Below are 19674 nucleotides of genomic sequence, written 5' to 3' on the forward strand. Positions count from 1 at the left end.
CATTAAAACTCACCTCCAAATAAATCTAACTGCTCGAATGTGTCTGTACTTTCTAATCGTACTTCTTTTTTGTGTTCCACAGCAGTAGTCCCTTTTTGAGCTGTTTCTAATAAATTATCGCTTTCATCCATTGTAAATTCAACATGACTTTCTATCCATTTGCGACGAGGTTCTACTTTATTTCCCATAAGTGTTGTCACACGTCGTTCTGCTTGCGATAAGTCATCAATAGTTACACGAATGAGCGTCCGTGTATCTGGGTTCATTGTTGTTTCCCATAATTGATCGGCATTCATTTCTCCAAGCCCTTTATAGCGTTGAAGAATATATCCTCTACCTACTTTTTTTGTTGCTCGTTCCACTTCTTCTTCACGCCAGCAATATTCGACAACTTCTGTTTTACCACGTCCTTTGGACACTTTAAATAGAGGTGGCATTGCCAAATAAACTTTTCCTGCTTCAACGAGTGGACGCATATAACGGTAAAAGAATGTTAATAATAACACTTGAATATGTGCACCGTCCGTATCTGCATCGGTCATAATGATAATTTTATCGTATTGGCAATCTTCTATTGTAAAATCAGATCCAACACCTGCACCAATGGTATAAATGATGGTATTGATTTCTTCATTTTTTAAAATATCGGACATATTGGCTTTTTCTGTGTTAATAACTTTCCCTCTTAATGGTAAAATCGCTTGGAATTTTCTGTCCCGCCCTTGTTTTGCAGAACCTCCAGCAGAATCTCCCTCTACTAAAAATAGTTCATTCTTTTTAGCATTTTTACTTTGCGCCGGTGTTAATTTTCCAGAAAGAAGTGTTTCTTTCGCTTGACGTTTTTTACCATTTCTTGATTCTTCTCTAGCTTTTCGTGCCGCATCTCTTGCATCTCTTGCTTTAATTGCTTTTCTAACAAGTTGTTGTGCTAATTCACCATTTTCAATCAAATAAAACCCTAATTGTTCACTCACAATCGCTTCTACAATTCCTCTTGCAGCAGGTGTTCCTAATTTATTTTGTTTGACCTTCAAATTGTAAAATCTCTTCAGGGACACGTATAGACAAAACAGCTGCTAAGCCTTCTCTCACATCACTACCTTCAAGATTTTTATCTTTATCTTTTTTAGTAAATTCACTTTTCTTGCATATTCATTAAAGGATTTTGTTAAAGCTGTTTTAAAACCAACTTCATGACTCCCACCATCTTTTGTACGAACATTGTTTACAAAAGATAAAATCGTTTCAGAATAACCGTCATTATATTGTAAAGAACACTCTACTTCAACACCGTCTTGTTCTCCTTCAAAATAAGCAATTTCTCCAAGAGTATCTTTTTCTTCATTTAAATAATGAACAAATTCTTTAATGCCTGTTTCATAATGAAATGTTTCTGTTTGCTGTGTCCGTTCATCTGTAATTGACATTGTTAACCCTTTTAACAAGAAAGCAGATTCTCTTAAACGTTCACTTAGTGTGTCGTAAACATATTCCGCTCTACCAAAAATGGTCGCATCTGGTTTAAAATGTACTGTTGTACCAACTAAATTTTTTGGTGCAGAAGTTTCTTTAATTTTACCGATTGGTACACCGCCTTTTTCAAAGCGTTGATAGTATTGTTTTCCATCACGTATGACGGTCACATCTAACCATTCAGATAAAGCATTCACTACTGAGGCACCTACTCCATGCAGTCCACCAGAAGTTTTATAACTTCCTTGTCCAAATTTACCACCAGCATGTAAGACCGTAAAAATAACTTGAATAGTTGGTATACCTGACTTATGCATACCAGTTGGTAATCCTCTACCATTATCTTTTACAGTAATACTATTATCTTGATGAATAGTGACATCTATTTTAGTTGCATAACCTGCCAACGCTTCATCAACAGCATTATCAACAATTTCATAAACTAAATGATGCATACCACGGCTATCTGTTGAACCGATATACATTCCCGGTCTTTTTCTAACGGCATCTAATCCTTCTAAAACTTGAATGGCGTCATCCCCATATTGTGCTGTCACTTTTTTTGCCATATTGTTCTCCTTCCTTGCCATATTCTTCCCAATCATACATTGTTTTCACAAGATTGGTCAACAAAAAACATGTTCACTCTTTCTATTTAACACATTAACATGGAACGATTAAAGCAGAAACCATGATGATTTCTGCTTTAATTCTTTATATAACTAGTCACTACTAAACTCTAATACATTAGTTTTTTAGTTTAAAACCAATTTCTGCCAATTCTTTTTCTGTTTCGGTTTTTGTGACACCTTGAGATAGAACATGGCCAAATTGTTCATACGTTTTGTAATGTTCAAAATCTTTTGCATTTATTTTTGAAACATCATAAGAAAAAGATACAACAAATCCTGTTTCATCAATTTCAAGATTTTTTTTGAATCCATCTCTTTCTTTTTCTTCTTGATACTCTGGTGATTGTTCTAACTCACGTTTTAACATCTCTTTTTGTTCTTGTGTATCTAAACGAACATCTTCGGGAAATGGTTTTGTTGCTTTTATATCAACATGTGTCACAATATCATTTTTATATGTAACAGATAAAGTTGTCGTTACATCATCTTCGATATTTTCATAAACTTTCGTTTCCACAACCTCTTTCATCGTTGTTGTTTCTTGCATACTCGTTTGTGTCACTTTCGCCTCTTCTTTTTGAGTAGCACATCCAACTAATAACATACTCAATAAGACAAGACTTATTTTTTTCTTCATACTGTTTCTCCTATTTTTTCATAATCTTCAAATCGCACAGAAGCTAATTTAGATACTCCTGATTCTTGCATCGTCACACCATATAAAACATCTGCTTCCTCCATCGTTCCTTTACGATGTGTAATGACAATAAATTGTGTTTTATCAATAAACTCTTTCAAATAACGTCCATATCGGCTAACATTGGCTTCATCAAGTGCAGCCTCTACTTCGTCAAGTAAACAAAACGGTACAGGTTTCACTTCTAAAATAGCAAATAACAAAGCAATCGCTGTAAAAGCACGCTCTCCACCAGATAACAAACTTAGATTTTGTAATCTTTTACCAGGTGGTTGTGCCACAATATCAATCCCTGTTTCCAATAAATCATCTGGATTTGTTAACTCTAAGGTCGCACGTCCTCCACCAAATAATTTAGGGAATGTTTTTTCAAATTGATGTTTAATCGCATAAAATGTTTCGCCAAAACGTTGCATCATTTCCTTATCCATTTCCTGAATAGTCGCCATTAAACTATCTTTTGCCTGAATTAAATCTTGCTGTTGCTCTGTCATAGATGTAAAACGTTCATACACCACATCATATTCTTCAATAGCTGTTAAATTCACAGGCCCTAACTGCTCAATTTCTCTTTTTAATTGTGATACTTGCTTGCTCGCTTCTTGAATAGTTATCTCTAACACACCCAACTCTTTTGCCGCTTCAAAAGTTAAACTATATTCTTCATTCAATCTAGACAAGTGCGTATCAATCGTTACATCATAACGACTAATTTTAGCATCCATTGCCCCTTTATCACGCAATAATTTTTGAATATCTTGTTGAAGATCTTTTTCTTGTGTTTCTTCAACAAATAACACTGTATCCACATCTTTTTTCTCTTCTTGTTTTTGTTTAATGCTTTCTTCTAACGCTATTTTTTCTTGTTGATAGGTATTTAATTCTTGTTTGATGTTATCTATCATACCCTCAATTTCTTCTTGAGATTGCAGATGCTCTTCTTGTTGCGTGAATAAAACTTGTAAACTCATCTGTTCCGTTTTTAATTGTTTTTGCAATTCTTGTAAGCGGTGCTTCAAATGTGTTAACTGCTCTGTTTCTCTTGCACATTGCGCTGAAATATTTTGTATTCGAGGCTGTAATGCTTGTAATTGTTTTGTGCGTTCTTCTTGAGAAACACTCAATGTATCGATATGTTGTTTTGCTTTTTCAACACGCTGACTAATTTCTTTTTCAGACACTTTAATAGTATCATATTGTTCTTTTAACTCATTCAAAACAACTTGTTGGCGGTTTTTATCTTTTACTAACACATCATACTGCATCTCTACTTGAGAAACTTTCTCTTGTAATTGGAACACTACAGCTTGTAAATCTCTTTCTTCAAGACGCTTTTTCGTTCCTTCTTGCTGTACATTTTGTAAAGATACTTCTAACGCTAATACTTTTTCTTTTTGCGTTTGATACAAAGTTTTTGTTTCATTTAGCTTATCTTTTAACGCATGTAACTCTTTTGTTACGTCCTCTAGCTGCTGATTTCTTGATAAAATAGAACCCGTTTGCTGTTTCGTTGCTCCACCAGTCATAGACCCGCCTGAATGGATGACTTCTCCATCAAGAGATACAACACGCACACGATATCCTATTTTTTTAGCAATTTTTGTCCCTTGTTCCAATGTTTTAGCAACAAGTGTTTGACCCAAAAAGTTTTCAACAATCGTTTTATATGTCACTTGTGTTTGAACCAAATCACTTGCAACACCAATAAAACCGTCCATATGCTCAACTTGAGATAAAATATCTTGCGAGCAATATCTTCCTTTAATAACAGTTAATGGCAAAAATGTTGCACGACCTAGCCGTTTCTGTTTTAAATATTGAATAGTTTGCATAGCCGATTGTTCATTGGATACGACAATATGTTGCATACTTGCACCTAGAGCAATATCAATCGCAACTGTATACTCTTTTGGTACTTTTATCAATTCTGCCAGAGCACCATGTACACCGTCAAATTGATGTCTTTGTTTTAATATTTCTTTAACACCTTGATAAAATCCAGCATAGTCATCATTCAAGTCTTGTAAGCTTGCTTTTCTAGCTTCTAAACGATTTTTAACTTGTTGCATCTGTTCATACGTTTGTGTTAACTCTTGAGTATGCTGTCTTTCTTTGTCTAAAGAATCCATTTGTTCTTGATAGTCACTCATCAATAAATCAATCTGCTCTTGAACTCTGGATAATTCATTTTCCTTATCCAATAATGTATTTTTAACAATTTCTTGTTGCTTTTGTAAATCACTCTCTTGTTCTACAAAACGTTTTTGTTGATTTGTCAACACTAATAACTCTTTTTCCAAATGCACAAGTTCATTTTTCATACGCGTTTCTTCTTGAAGCGTATCAATATAGCGTTGACGTTCATTTTCTAAATGACTTTGACTTGTATCTGTTAAAAACAATTCCTCTTGCTTTAATTCATCAAGCGCTAAGTGTGTTTGTTTTACAGTCTGCTCTTTTTCTTCTGTTTCTTCTTTTGTCTTAGTCATTTGTTCAGAAATAGTTTTTATACTGTGCTCTTTTTGGAAACGTGCATCTTGTTGTTGTTCTTTATTTTGTTTTGAAAACTCTAATTTTTGTATTAAAACATTTTGTTCACCAACAGCTTTCTCAACTTTTTTAACACATTCCACGTATTCATTTTGCTGTTGTAATAAAACATGCTCTAAAGTCGTTAGTGCTTCTTTTAATTCTTTAATTTTTGACGTTACTTCTTCTTCTTGAATTTGTTTATCTTCAATTTGCTTTTCAAAAAAAGCCAGTTCCTTTTTCGCCACTTGCCACTGTTCATTTAATGTTTCAATTTCAGCAACCATTAACGCAATATCAATATGACTTAATGTTTCTTTTTTCGTTTGATATATAAGTGCTTTTTCTTTTTGCTTTGCCAACGGATCTAATTGCCCATGAATTTCATGTAAAATATCATCGACACGATCTAAATGCTCTTGAGTTTTATCTAATTTTCTGCTTGCTTCCGTTTTACGTGTTTTATATTTCAAAACACCTGCTACTTCTTCAAACATCGCACGACGTTCTTCTGGTTTGTTTTGGAAAATCGTTTCTACTTTCCCTTGAGAAATGATAGAAAATGAATCTTTCCCTAAACCCGAATCCATTAACAAATTCACAATATCTTTTAAGCGACACGGTTTTTTATTGATAAAACAATCACTCTCACCATTACGATTGATACGTCGTGTTAAATGAATTTCCGAAGCCTCAAATGGTAAAAATGCATCATCATTATTTAACACCAATGTAACTTCTGCTATATTGACAGGCTTACGTGTTTGAGAACCTGAAAAGATAATATCATCCATTTTTTTCCCACGTAAACTTTTCGCAGATTGCTCACCAAGCACCCACTTTATCGCCTCGGATAAATTACTTTTACCACTACCATTTGGCCCTACAATAGCTGTGACACCTTTATCAAATTCAATCAATGTTTTATCGGCAAATGACTTAAATCCTGTTATTTCAATTCTATCTAAATACACCTTTATTCACCTGTTTTTTCTTCATACGCTTGTTTGGCAGCAGCCTGTTCAGCAGCTTTTTTATTTTTTCCAATACCTCTACCTAAAATTTTACCTTGTGCAGAAACAACTGCTTCAAATTCTTTATCATGCGCTAAACCTTCTTCTTTTACAATGGTATATTGAATAGTGATACTGCCATTTTTTTGCAATCTTTCTTGTAGAAGTGTTTTATAATCCATAAACAAATTTGACTCTTGTTCATGAATTTTTGGCATGAGTTGACTTAAAATAAAAGCTTTCGCAACATCTAATCCTTTATCTAAATAAAGTGCTCCAATAAATGCTTCAAATACATCACATAATAAAGCATCTCTTTTTCGACCACCACCGGCATCTTCGCCCTTTCCTAATAAAACAAGTTCATCAAATCCACATTCCTTTGCAAGAGTAGAAAGTGTTTGCTCACAAACTAATTGTGCACGAAATCGTGTTAATTTCCCTTCTGGCCATTGCAAAAAATTGTGAAATAAATAATCAGATACCACTAATTCTAAAACGGCATCACCTAAAAACTCTAGTCGCTCATTATTATCAATTTTTTGATATTTTTTTTCATTCGCATACGAAGCATGCGTAAATGCTTGTTTTAATAGTGTTACATCTGAAAATCGCATTCCTAATTTTTTCTGTACGATTGTTTCTATATCCATATTGACACCTCACTTTCTTTTTTTGGAACTCCATTATTATACTATAATTATCACATTCAAACCATCAAAAAAACTGTCATTTCCTAAATAAAACAACAGTTTTCATCATCTTAACGCTCGTTTACATAACGTTTCCCCTCAATTAAATGTATTTTAGAGACGATAATCTCTACAATAAAGTGATACTTGCCGCCTTGTGCCATATATTGTCTTGACGACAACCGACCTGTCACACCAATTAAATTACCTTTCTCACAATATTGTTCAATAATTTGAGCCGGTTTTCCCCACACAACAATGGGAATAAAATCAGCTGTTTGTTCACTTCCTTCTTTTTTCTTTTTGGAAATCGCCAAAATATTGTTGATCACATACTTATCTGTTCCAATCTCTTTTACATGAATAGGCTTTACGATACGCCCAATAACAGATACATCATTCATCTTATCACCTCCTATTTTTAATATATGCAAAAAGAATGAGATTCTTTTATCGAACCTCATTCTTTTTATATATTCTTTTATGATCTTGCTTTCCACATAAAACAACTCTATCATTTGGCACATTTTCAATATAATACGTTGCTTTTTCTTCTGGTAAACTTGTTGAGAATATCGCTTCATATTCGTTGATTGTCAATCGTTGACGATTTTCTAATAACGCACTATGTTTGTCTGTGTACAAATAATTCTCAAAATCTTTTACTAATGTGATTGTGAAAAACTCTCCAACAGCACCTGACCCGTAGCTAAACAAACCTATTTTATCGCCCGCAGACAGTGTATTATTTTGTTCTAACAACGATAATAATCCTAAATATAACGAACCGGTATAAATATTTCCAATACGTTTATTATATGTTTTACTACTGTTATATAACGCTAATAATGCTTCTTTTTTATCTTCCTCTATACCGTCAAGAACTAATTTCAATGCTTTTAACCCTAATTTAGTAAATGGTTGATGAAAACAAATTGCTTTGAAATCTGCCACTGTTTCTTTTGTTTTTTCACAATACTCTTTAAAAACCGTTTCAAAGAAATATAAATATTTTTCAGTGGAAAATTTTCCGTCTGCAAAGGCGGTACTCGAATAAACTGGTCGCCAAAAATCCATAATATCTTCTGTTAAATATGTATTTTCTTGATTTAAAATAGCAATTCTAGGATTTTTCGATACTAACATCGCTACGGCACCAGCACCTTGTGTAGCTTCTCCAGGTGTATTTAACCCATATTTAGCAATATCTGTTGCGATAACAAGTACTTTACTTTCTGGATTTTGTAGAATGTGCCCTTTCGCTAATTGAAGTGCCATTGTTGCGCCATAGCAAGCCTGCTTTAATTCAACAGCACGAACACGAGATGATAGGCCTACAAGAGAATGCATATAAACAGCAATAGACTTAGAATTATCAATCCCTGATTCTGTCCCTACTAAAATCAAGTCAATTTTCTCTTTATCGATATCTTCTAAAATAGATAATGCTGCATTAGCTGCCATTGTCACCGCATCTTCATACAAAGGAGGCACTGCCATTTCTTCCTGACCTAATCCTATTGTAAATTTTTCAGGTTCTACTCCTCTTGCATTCGCTAAATCAACCATATCTAAATACATACTAGGTGCATAAAAACCAATCTTATCAATACCTATTTTCATGATGAACTTCCTTTTTATTTAATCTGACATGATTGTAACGATTATTTTTTAAAAGTACAACTATCTTTAAAATATTTTAAAGATTATGTGCTTTAATAAACGCCAATAATCCTTGGCATCCTTTCAAAACATCTTGATAGGTTTTCTCAAAATCTCCCGTATACCAAGGATCGTCAATCTCCCTATTTTCTCCAGCAAATTCTAAAAGTTTACAAACTGTACCAGATGCTCTATTTTGAATAAATGTATGAATATTTTTTATATTGCTGTTATCCATACCAATAATATAATCAGCACTCAAATCATCGTCTTGTAACTGTCTGGAATACATTCCCTCTGTACGAATACCTACTTCTTTTAATTTTTGTCGTGTTCCTTGATGAACAGGATTACCTTGTTCCCACGAACTTGTTGCTGCTGAATCAACGTATATCTTATCGCTTAATCCCTCTCTAGTTACCATATCTTTAAAAACAGCTTCTGCCATTGGCGAACGACAAATATTTCCTAAACATACAAATAATACCTTAACCATATTTATCTCCTTATGTAAGAATAAACAACAGGATACTCACCTGTTGTTTATTCTATTTTCTATTTGATTTTATTTTTCCAGACCATCTTTCCATACCACCTCTTAAAATATAGATGTCTGTATAACCTTTTCTTTTTAATTTTCCTGCTGCTTTTCCTGCAACCAAAGCAAAATCATCACATAAATAAATCGGTTGATCTTTTCTAATTTCACCCATACGTTGTTTAAATTGTGTATAAGGTATGTTTCTAGCACCTAAAATATGCTTCACATCAAATTCTGCTTTTTCGCGCACATCAATAACTTGTGCTTTACGCATATTTTCTCTAAATTCTTCTTGTGTGATGTATTTTGCTGATGAACGACGCTCTATAAACAAATACACTTGATAAATAAAATATCCTCCCACAAAAATCATAACTAGTAATTGAAATATACTCCAAAATTCCATAAACTCATCCTTTCATCCTACTGTAATACTAAACTCGCTGCACCAATCACACCCGCATCATTTCCCAATGTTGCTAATCTCAACTGCGTTGATTTTCTTGCTGTAATAAATGTATCTTCTTTAAAATATGTATCAACTTTTTCAAGTAAATACTCTCCTGCTGCGGACACACCTCCGCCAATGACGATATAGGCAGGATTTAAAATATTAGCTAAATGACTGCATGCTACTCCTAAATATTTGGCAAACGCCTCAACAACTTGTTCAGCAAGCACATCTGATTGTTTTGCTAAGTCAAAAACATCTTTTGCTGTTGCAGAACCGTCATCAACTAGCTCTTTTAAAGATGAACTTCCTGCATATTTCTCAGCAAAAGCTCTGGCTAAATTGACAATACCCGTAGCACTTGCCACCGTTTCTAGACACCCTTTTTTGCCACATGTACATGCAAATCCGTTTTTTTCAACAATTAAATGCCCAATCTCTCCAGCACTGCCTTTCACACCATGTACTAATTTTTCATTGGCAATAATACCACCACCAACACCTGTCCCAAGTGTGATAAACACAACATCACTAGCATTATTTCCTGCACCTACCCACCGTTCTCCAAGAGCAGCTACATTCGCATCATTATCAATAAAAACAGGCATATTTAAAGCTGTTTCTAAATCTTTTTTTACATATTGTGTCGTAGACCAACCTAAATTATAGGCACCAATGACTGTCCCTAAATTTTCATCAATTTGACCTGGACTACCCATCCCAATACCTAAAAACTCATCACTTGTCAGCTGATATAAATGCAAATGATGTTGAATAGATGCAATAATATCCGGCACAATATGACATCCATTATCCAATATATTTGTTGGAATAGTCCATTTTTGCTGAATGTCACCATCAAGTGTCAAAATCGCCATTTTAACACTCGTACCACCTAAATCAATACCCAATAATTTTTTTGACATTCCCCTTACTTCCTTCCGAATAAAATCAATGTCGCAACGATTATAATATACAAGAGAAGAATCATTCCTTGTTTAACTCTATCTCTTGATTGAAACTTCAGTGTCATTGTTGCTAAAAAACCACCTAATAAACCACCAATATGTGCCCACATATCAATACCCGGTGCAAAACTAAAAACCAAGTTTATTAAAATAGTCGATAAAAACGACTGTGACTGTAAACGAATACCTGTATGATATGGGAAAAAGCGATGTAATAACACCACACTCATAAATAAACCAAAAATAGCACCACTAGCACCTACGGAAATACTGAAGATGTTACCTAAAGCAAAAGATAGAACCGAACCCATCAATCCACTTAACATATAAATAAATAAAAATCTATGTTTCCCAAAAATAGGTTCTAATAAAGAGCCAACGATAAATAAGGAATACATATTAACCAATAAATGCATTACATCTGCATGTAAAAACATCGCTGTAAATAGTCGCCAATATTCATGTCTAAACAGAACTAACGGCTTAAATAATGCACCATATTGAACAAGAACTTCTGCAGTCCCACCCTTTGTCGTTGTTACCATAAAGACAATAATGTTGATACAAATAAGAACAAATGTCGCTTGTAACTGACTAGGAATACCTCTAAAATTTCTGAACATAATCTCCTCCAACTAAAAATATGCTATGGTATTCATTATACACAATTTTTATCATGCATTCAAAATAGTTGCGATAAAAATATCATGTTTTTCTAAAGGCACTATATCTACCATTTGTTCCATCGCAACTAATGATACTGTTTTCCCTTCAAAATCTTGTAAATATCTATCATAAAAACCACCACCAAAACCTAAACGAGCACCATTTTTTTGAAATGCCACACCCGGTACAACTAGTAAATCAATCTGTGTGACTTCATCTACCATTACAGGCTCATCTATACCAAATGCCGATATCTCCAATGGTGTATCAATCGTATAGTGGTTAAAAACCATAACGCCTTTTTTAATTACTTTTGGCACAACCACTGTTTTATGTTGACGCCACGCTTCTTCAATGATACGACGTGTTTCCCACTCTGGAAACGTAGATAGCGTTATACCAATGGTTTTTGCTTCTTTCCAAAGAGATGTTTCTAGTAATTTTGTCATAAGTGTTTGTTCTATATATTCCCGTCTTTCTTTAGAAACAGTGCTCATTCTTTGTAACACAAGTTTCCGCATATCTTTTTTATTCATCTAGTTCCTCAGTTCTATTATCAAAAATTATTGTATCTAATCATTACTTTATTTTCTCATAAAAAAGATGCACACCTTACGATGTACATTTTTTAGTATATATCCTTTATTGAAAAAGTCAAAGTAGTACGAGTTTAAAACATCCCCTACAACTTTTAATGCTAAAAACCGTTTTAAGCAAATAATTAGTTACGTTTCTAAAATATCTTTTGTAATTTATTGATTTTAATAAAAAAACACTAACAGTGAACAAAATCGTTTCAAAAGGGCTGAATAAAAAACAAGTTGTACAGACACATAAAACACAATCAAGCATATCTCTTTATGTAATATACAATAATTTTATACGGAAAAACCGAAGTTCATTTCAAAGAAATTTGTGCTGTCTTTATATCCAGCACACTTTCCAATTTCTCTACAATTTAATAAGATACTTTTCTCATTTTTTATATCATTTTCATCATTACTAATTGTTTTTGAAAAAATTCCTGATTTAAAAGCTAAAAACCTCTTAAATTTCCCCACTGTTTTAGTGTATATACTTACAAATAACTCAACTCTTTTCTATCCAAAAATTAAAATTTTTATCCACCAAAGAATTAAAATTACAACTCCAATACCTACATAAAAATTATCATTTTTTCTTTTCATTGTTTTGTACTAAAAAGATATGTTATAATCAGATACAGGTTGGGGCTTTCGCCCCTCCCCGTCACTTTTTATTTTAAAAAGTGTTTGATTATCTCAACAATCGCTGTAATGACCGTTGAGATTACAAGAGCTTTCGGTCCGTCTAACCAAGGCTCTTTTTTATTTTTTAACCGGTTATTTGAAAAACCTGATTTTCGATATGACATATCTCTTTTTTTCTTTTATAACCATTCAAAGCAACACAGCTCTAAAACGTTTGTTCTACCTTATAAGCAATACGTTGCGTTTTATAACCATTCAAAACAACACAGCTCTAAAACAGAGCGTGAATATTCTATATTAGCAGAACAGTTTTATAACCATTCAAAACAACACAGCTCTAAAACGCGTCATTGTGTATCACGACACCTAGTATTGTTTTATAACCATTCAAAACAACACAGCTCTAAAACATTTGTTCGATTGTATCGGATAACGTCAGCGTTTTATAACCATTCAAAACAACACAGCTCTAAAACATCATTAGAGAACGAGCAAACACAAAAGATGTTTTATAACCATTCAAAACAACACAGCTCTAAAACGAACACATCACACCTATGAAACAAATACTAGTTTTATAACCATTCAAAACAACACAGCTCTAAAACGAACACATCACACCTATGAAACAAATACTAGTTTTATAACCATTCAAAACAACACAGCTCTAAAACGATGATGTTATTGGCGATGCAGAAGGTGATGTTTTATAACCATTCAAAACAACACAGCTCTAAAACTTCATCAGTTGGGTAGAAAGGAAATAAAAAGTTTTATAACCATTCAAAACAACACAGCTCTAAAACACATTTTAAGCTAGAATCGATTTTACGCCGGTTTTATAACCATTCAAAACAACACAGCTCTAAAACAAGCGTTTTGATTCTCATATTTTTCATTAGGTTTTATAACCATTCAAAACAACACAGCTCTAAAACATTGATGCGTATCACCTTTTGGAATACCTAGTTTTATAACCATTCAAAACAACACAGCTCTAAAACAAATCATCACTTTCAAGATATTTGAATAAAGTTTTATAACCATTCAAAACAACACAGCTCTAAAACAAAATAGAAAGAAGATGACAATATGATAAAGTTTTATAACCATTCAAAACAACACAGCTCTAAAACACTACACAAACCATTCAGATTGTTTAATATGTTTTATAACCATTCAAAACAACACAGCTCTAAAACAGTTCTTGAAGTGTTCTAGTGAACTTGATTGTTTTATAACCATTCAAAACAACACAGCTCTAAAACTTAGATAGTAGAACTAATCCCTTGTGTTCAGTTTTATAACCATTCAAAACAACACAGCTCTAAAACATCTATCACACATTATAAAAGGTGCGATTGGTTTTATAACCATTCAAAACAACACAGCTCTAAAACCTCGACAACGTATTGATGACTTTGAAACTTGTTTTATAACCATTCAAAACAACACAGCTCTAAAACCTCAGAATTTTGTTCGCCGGTTTATCCTCAAACTGCTCGTTCTAGCAAAACTTCAGCTTTGAATGGTTTCATTTTACTTATTATGGCTCTTCGTCAAATTGTGTTGGTGGAGAGAAATAGTGAGTATGTTGGTAGTGAATGGCATTAACCATTCACTACCTTTTTCACATTCTTTTTCTGCCACTGAGAATGGTGTTGTATGATTAAAATACGCAATCTAAAATAAGAAAAACGTCTGTAGCCATAGGCAATCCGTTTGATGACTTTAATATGATTGTTGATAGCTTCTGTGATACCGTTTGAATAAGGTGTGGTAAAAGCTTGATAAATACCATTCTGATAGGTTTTAAAAATATCAAATTTCTTTCTAAACCACTCTGGTAATGACGGGTCAATATGATGAATAACCTCCATAAATGACTCAAAATCTCGCTGTCTATAAGCATATCTCAACTCTTGTACAAACTCATATGCTTGTTTTAAAACAGGACTATAGTCTAATAATCTATCCAGGATTTGTGCGTGTGTCAGATATGTTTTAAAGGATTGGTGATAGTGATAGTCTGTATCATTTACATCAAAGGCATCTTTTAATAATAATTTCCAGTATTTCTTTAAGTGTTTATAAGCCTTTTCTTCTTTTTTAAAGGTGTTCATTTCTTTTATACGTAGTGTATTTAAATTCCGATGTATATGTTGTATGATATGAAATCTATCTGTGACAATAACGGCATTAGGAAAAACCTTCTGAATAAGTTTGCCATAATTGGCATTCATATCCATAACAAGATAGCGAACGCTATGTCTTGCTTTTTTAGAAAATTGTTTAAAATAAGTGATTAAATGGTCTAATTGGCGACTAGGTAACACATCAATAATACGGTGCGTCAATCCGTCTACACAGATAAAACTCATCTTCCCTAAATGAGATGTCACAGACTTAAATTCGTCGATACATAGTACCTTAGGTAGATAATGAAAAGACGGTTTAACTTGTTTTGTATATTTATCTAAGACACGTTGTACGGTCACATCAGATACAAAGTGGTCTTGGCAGATATGTTTTCTTGAAATATTTTTCGTTAAATCAAGTGCAATAAGTTGTTTTAATTCTTTAGAAATACAACAATGTTTATCGACTAAAGAACACGAAGAAGAACAGGTTTTTAGACACGTTTTACAGCGATAACGGGTTCTTTTAAGAAGTAAAACAGTTTTGATTTGTCTAAACTTTGGTAATAATGTTTTCGTTTGATATGTCCCATGTTTGATGAGTGTTTTAGCATGACAATGTGGACAGGTGTGGCAAGGCTTTGTCCAAGTACCTTTAATAAAGTGGTGTGGAATACCATTTATTGTTTTTTCTTCTAACCAATGTTCATCAGCTATGAAAGATTTATCTGTTAATGTCAATAATTTTTTTGTATAATAATCCATGAGAAATACCTCCTTGTTTAATTGTGGTGATTTAATCATACAGGTATTTCTCTTTTTTTGTCCACTTTTATATACAAAATCGTGTTGGTGGATTATTCCCACCAACACGATTTATTATAGAGCCCTTATTATAACATCTTATACTTGTATTATAAACTAGAAAGATTCATCTTAAACTTTACATAGATGACAAAAAACACACTCACAAAAACCTTGATACAAGGGATTTGTGAGTGTGATATACTATTAAAATTAACCTAATTTATTGTAGTATTCAACGATCAATGCTTCGTCAATGTTTTCTGATAATTCTTCACGTTGTGGTAAACGTGTTAAAGAACCTGTTAATGTTTCTACATCAAATGAAACGTAGTCTGGGCGACCAAAGATACCTTCAGCAGCAACTTTGATAACTTCAACATTTCTTGATTTTTCACGAACAGAGATTACTTGACCAACAGATACGCTGTATGATGGAATATCTACACGTTTGCCGTCAACTGTGATATGACCGTGGTTTACTAATTGACGTGCTTGACGACGAGTAGTTGCTAAACCTAAACGGTATACAACATTATCTAAACGTTGTTCTAATAAAATCATGAAGTTAACACCGTGTTTACCTTCTTTGATTTTACCAGCTTTTTTAAATAAAGTTGCGAATTGGCGTTCGCTCATACCGTACATATGGCGTAATTTTTGTTTTTCTTGTAATTGTAAACCATATTCTGATAATTTTTTACGGTTGTTTGGACCGTGTTGACCTGGTGCGTATGGACGACGTTGTAATTCTTTACCAGTTTCTGTTAAAGAAATACCTAAACGACGAGATAATTTCCATGATGGACCTGTATAACGTGACATAATAAAATTCCTCCAATAATAAATTGTTTTGGAGTAAAATAATAGTTAACTAGACCGTATACGTGCAGTTTTTCTTTTCATCTTCACCTTTAGCAGCCGCAGGTTACACAATGACACTTAGTCGTGAAAAACTGTTGACGCTGTACTTCTAATTTTGCTGCATTATTTTACACAACTAGTAGTATACTAAATAAAGAAATAGTCGTCAAGAAAAGTCATGTGTTTTCAACGATAAATGTGAATAATTTTTTGTCGTACTATCTTATTGGAAAGAACGAAACTCTTTTATCATTTAAATATATATTATTTATGCTTAATTCATACCCTTTAAAATCACCTGTTATTTTACCTTCATAAATAATGTGATTCGTTTTTAAATTGGTAATCGTTATTGTCAAATCTTTTTCTTCAAACATATACTCATCATCGAATAAGATTTGCTTTGTATCTAGTTTTTTTATTGTTTGATATTCTTTAGTATTCAAATCAAATGTTTTCAATTCTGTTTGTGTTTTATAATAAACTCTGTCTGCTACAACGGATATATCTGAAATAGTATACGGATTCCCCGAAACATATATGTCATCAAAAATTTCTTTCGACAAATCGACTAATTCATCTTTTAAAACACGGTAAACAAAAAACTTTCCTTTATTTCTAAAAACAACATTAAATGTTGAATCAGATTGAAAAACAGAAAACCCCTGATAGTCTACTCCTTTAAGATTTTCTTTAATCGTTTTTACAATCATTTGTGTATCTTCTAATAAAATCTCTAAAATTTTTATAGAAGAATCTTCTTTATTGGATGTAGTACCTACAAAATAAAGCTTGTCATTTGATTTGACAAAAATACCATCAAATATCGGAATGTCACTAATTGGCGTTTCAAATAGTTGTTCTGTCTTTTGATTATAGGCGTATAAATTAGAAATAAGTTTTCCTTTTAAATTATCATTTGTATTTGCTAATAAAATAATCCAATCGCCTATTTCTGTTGATTGTGATACAAAATCAATATTCGGTCTATTTAAAATAGGAATTTTTTGATATTTACTAATTATATTTTTTTGAGGATTTATTTCCTCATTATCGAGTGATGTGCCTTTATCATTCAACCGAAAAGGCATTCCTCTGTAATTTGTCATAAAACTTCCAACTAGTTCAACTTTTTTTACTTGACTGTCATCTTTTTTGATTGTTTCGATTTTAACACTTGGTAAAAGACTTTTAGAAAAAGTATAGTTTCCAAATAAACAAACAAGTGACAAAACATTTAAAATCACAACTACAATAATGATACTGTATTTTTTCACAACTTTCACCCCCTAATCATGACTTTTTTACATAAAAGATAATTCGATAATAAAATCTCGATGATGACAATAATCATTCCTAATGCAACAAGGAAAATCGAATACTCAGAGCCTATTAAATTTTTATAAATATATATACTACTACTGATAAACAAGGCAATTAAACCAACTGTAACTCCGACTAAAACAGTATATTTTATAAAAACATGTAAATAAGAAATAGATTGAGCTAGTATTTCCAAAAAGAAAATATGGATAATAAAAGCAAAAGGTATAAATAAGGTTCGTCCAATATACCATGGATTGATATAATAAAGACTACTAGTAATACTATCTTTATAATTTGCATACATATTTAAAAAAGCATTCATCTCTACTTGTTGTGCTTTTGGAATAAAGAAATTAGCAACAATAATCCAAAGATTATCTAAACATAGTTGTAGTCCTATAAACAAAATACCTAAAGATGAAATGGCAACTAATTTGGCTAAATAAATCACAAATCTGTGTTGTGGCAAGGTAAATAATCGAATGGCCATATTACCTTTGCGATGAAAATCCCAATGCCATATTTGTCGTACAAGAATAAAAAAAGCAATAGAGAACACCATAATACTCCACGTATACAATGTACCGCTACTGATAATTGTTTCATACGGGAATTTTTCAGCATTACTAATAAACGTCTGTCTGTTTAATTCAGCGTTTAAAACAAAACTCAAGCTAATACCTTGAAGTAAAATCAAACCAAATGCACCAAACAAGGCATATTTTGATAATCGCTTTAATTCAACTGTCAATAGATTTAAAAACATCTTCATGATACATACACCTCTCTCATGACATCTATAATGGATTTGCCTTCTTGTTCTCGCATCGTTTCTGCATAAAACTCACGAATAATTCTTCCGTCTTCCATGAGTAAAACTTTATCTACCAGTGTTTCCACATCATTAATCTCATGTGTGGTTAATAAAATACCCTTATCTTCAATCAAGTCACTTGAGAAAACACGTAAAATTTGTTCTTTCGTAAAAATATCAATACCTGAAAAAGGCTCATCTAATAACACATAATCTGATTCGACACATAAGCCTAATAATAAATTGGCTTTTGCTTTATTCCCTTTTGACAAACGATTTAACTTCTCTTCTTTTTTCAATTTAAACAATGTCAGTAACTTATCTTCTTTTTCCTTATTCCAGTCATAAAAATCTTGCATAAAGGCAATCGCTTGTTTCAATGTATACTCGGGATACATTGCTAACTGATCTGGAATATAGATAATATGGTCATACATTTTATGTTTGATTGGTTCATGATCAATGGTAATCGTTCCTTTTTTTATTGGTATTAACCCCATAATCGCATTCATTGTTGTTGATTTACCAGAACCGTTAATACCAATTAAGCAAGTTACTTCTCCTTTTTTCACCGTAAAACTCATACCTTTTAAAATCTTTTTACTTCCATAGGATTGGTACACATTATTCACTTCTAGCATCTAAAGCACCCTCTTTCTGTTCATAATAGCGATGAATATATTCTATCAACTGGTTTTCGTGCAACCCCATAAATGCAATATCATCAAAAAACTTATCTAATGCCTCATTTAAAATAGTTGATTTTAAATTTTTTAAATAGTGTTCATCATTTGTCACTCGACTTAATACATTTTTATCTGTATAGATAAGCCCGATTTCTTCCATTTCTTTATATGCACGTTGCACCGTATTTGGATTGATTTGATACATCTGAGCCAACTCCCTTCTTGACGGTATCGCTTCTCCAGCATGATATTTTCCAGTAATAATATCTTTTTTCATACGCTTAATAACTTGTTCATAAACCGGTATACGCTTATCAAAAGGTTCCATACCAACACCTCCTTTTTATTTAGTGTATCAATCGTTTAATACATTTGTTAAGTGTATTATATAGTTAATACACTTAGAAAGCAAGCAATTATTTATGACACAACAAAAAAAGTGAATGGATATATGACCCATTCACTCAGTTTATATAATCTCTATCATAA

At 32.5% G+C, this 19674-nt stretch carries 17 protein-coding genes, 1 pseudogene and 1 CRISPR repeat array; all 18 genes and pseudogenes read right to left on the reverse strand.

What is annotated here, in order from left to right; all coding sequences use genetic code 11:
* Positions 1-2: 2 nt before the first annotated feature.
* The 18 genes and pseudogenes from parE to H1220_06355 all read right to left on the reverse strand — a co-directional run bounded on the left by parE (position 3) and on the right by H1220_06355 (position 19513).
* Positions 3-2042 (reverse strand): annotated as a pseudogene (gene parE / locus H1220_06270) (DNA topoisomerase IV subunit B).
* Positions 2043-2220: 178 nt separating this feature from the next.
* Positions 2221-2742: a DUF1307 domain-containing protein gene (locus tag H1220_06275; protein ID QMI85324.1), complete on the reverse strand. Its 522-nt coding sequence runs from the start codon at positions 2740-2742 to the stop codon at positions 2221-2223.
* Positions 2739-6305: a chromosome segregation protein SMC gene (gene smc / locus H1220_06280; protein QMI85325.1), complete on the reverse strand. Its 3567-nt coding sequence runs from the start codon at positions 6303-6305 to the stop codon at positions 2739-2741. Before smc ends, H1220_06275 begins: the two co-directional genes overlap by 4 nt.
* Positions 6306-6307: 2 nt before the next feature.
* On the reverse strand, positions 6308-6997 hold the full coding sequence (locus H1220_06285; GenBank protein ID QMI85326.1) for a ribonuclease III: 690 nt from the start codon (positions 6995-6997) through the stop codon (positions 6308-6310).
* A 110-nt stretch (positions 6998-7107) separates the two neighbouring features.
* Entirely contained in the window at positions 7108-7440 is a 333-nt protein-coding gene (locus H1220_06290) for a single-stranded DNA-binding protein (protein QMI85327.1), read from the reverse strand.
* Positions 7441-7486: 46 nt separating this feature from the next.
* Positions 7487-8659, reverse strand: a complete 1173-nt coding sequence (locus tag H1220_06295; GenBank protein ID QMI85328.1) for a hydroxymethylglutaryl-CoA synthase — start codon at positions 8657-8659, stop codon at positions 7487-7489.
* 76 nt (positions 8660-8735) lie between these two features.
* Positions 8736-9194 (reverse strand): low molecular weight phosphotyrosine protein phosphatase, encoded by a 459-nt coding sequence (locus H1220_06300; protein ID QMI85329.1) that lies wholly within the window; start codon positions 9192-9194, stop codon positions 8736-8738.
* A 52-nt stretch (positions 9195-9246) separates the two neighbouring features.
* Positions 9247-9645, reverse strand: coding sequence for a rhodanese-like domain-containing protein (locus tag H1220_06305; GenBank protein ID QMI85330.1), 399 nt, complete (start codon positions 9643-9645; stop codon positions 9247-9249).
* A gap of 17 nt (positions 9646-9662) precedes the next feature.
* A complete protein-coding gene (locus H1220_06310) occupies positions 9663-10616 on the reverse strand; it encodes an ROK family glucokinase (GenBank protein ID QMI85331.1) in 954 nt (317 codons plus the stop codon).
* A gap of 5 nt (positions 10617-10621) precedes the next feature.
* Entirely contained in the window at positions 10622-11281 is a 660-nt protein-coding gene (locus H1220_06315; GenBank protein ID QMI85332.1) for a rhomboid family intramembrane serine protease, read from the reverse strand.
* Positions 11282-11332: 51 nt separating this feature from the next.
* Entirely contained in the window at positions 11333-11860 is a 528-nt protein-coding gene (locus H1220_06320) for a 5-formyltetrahydrofolate cyclo-ligase (protein ID QMI85333.1), read from the reverse strand.
* 719 nt (positions 11861-12579) lie between these two features.
* Complete coding sequence (locus H1220_06325; protein QMI85334.1) at positions 12580-12717, reverse strand: hypothetical protein; 138 nt, start codon at positions 12715-12717, stop codon at positions 12580-12582.
* Between the two features lie 12 nt (positions 12718-12729).
* Positions 12730-14019: a CRISPR direct-repeat array (repeat unit 36 nt; unit sequence GTTTTATAACCATTCAAAACAACACAGCTCTAAAAC).
* A 144-nt stretch (positions 14020-14163) separates the two neighbouring features.
* Entirely contained in the window at positions 14164-15564 is a 1401-nt protein-coding gene (locus H1220_06330) for an ISL3 family transposase (GenBank protein QMI85335.1), read from the reverse strand.
* Positions 15565-15708: 144 nt separating this feature from the next.
* Positions 15709-16320, reverse strand: a complete 612-nt coding sequence (gene rpsD, locus H1220_06335; GenBank protein ID QMI85336.1) for a 30S ribosomal protein S4 — start codon at positions 16318-16320, stop codon at positions 15709-15711.
* Positions 16321-16577: 257 nt separating this feature from the next.
* The gene (locus tag H1220_06340; GenBank protein QMI85337.1) at positions 16578-17636 is read right to left on the reverse strand and encodes a hypothetical protein; all 1059 of its coding nucleotides are present in this window, start codon (positions 17634-17636) and stop codon (positions 16578-16580) included.
* Between the two features lie 5 nt (positions 17637-17641).
* Positions 17642-18457, reverse strand: a complete 816-nt coding sequence (locus H1220_06345; GenBank protein ID QMI85338.1) for a hypothetical protein — start codon at positions 18455-18457, stop codon at positions 17642-17644.
* Positions 18454-19140 (reverse strand): ABC transporter ATP-binding protein, encoded by a 687-nt coding sequence (locus H1220_06350; protein QMI85339.1) that lies wholly within the window; start codon positions 19138-19140, stop codon positions 18454-18456. The genes H1220_06345 and H1220_06350 overlap by 4 nt, the downstream gene beginning before the upstream one ends.
* Positions 19124-19513 carry a GntR family transcriptional regulator gene (locus H1220_06355; GenBank protein ID QMI85340.1) on the reverse strand — a complete coding sequence of 130 codons (390 nt, stop codon included), beginning with the start codon at positions 19511-19513 and terminating at the stop codon, positions 19124-19126. Before H1220_06355 ends, H1220_06350 begins: the two co-directional genes overlap by 17 nt.
* Between the last annotated feature and the right edge of the window lie 161 nt (positions 19514-19674).

This window comes from Carnobacteriaceae bacterium zg-84, from assembly GCA_013874835.1.
Classification (GTDB): Bacteria; Bacillota; Bacilli; order Lactobacillales; family Aerococcaceae; genus WM01.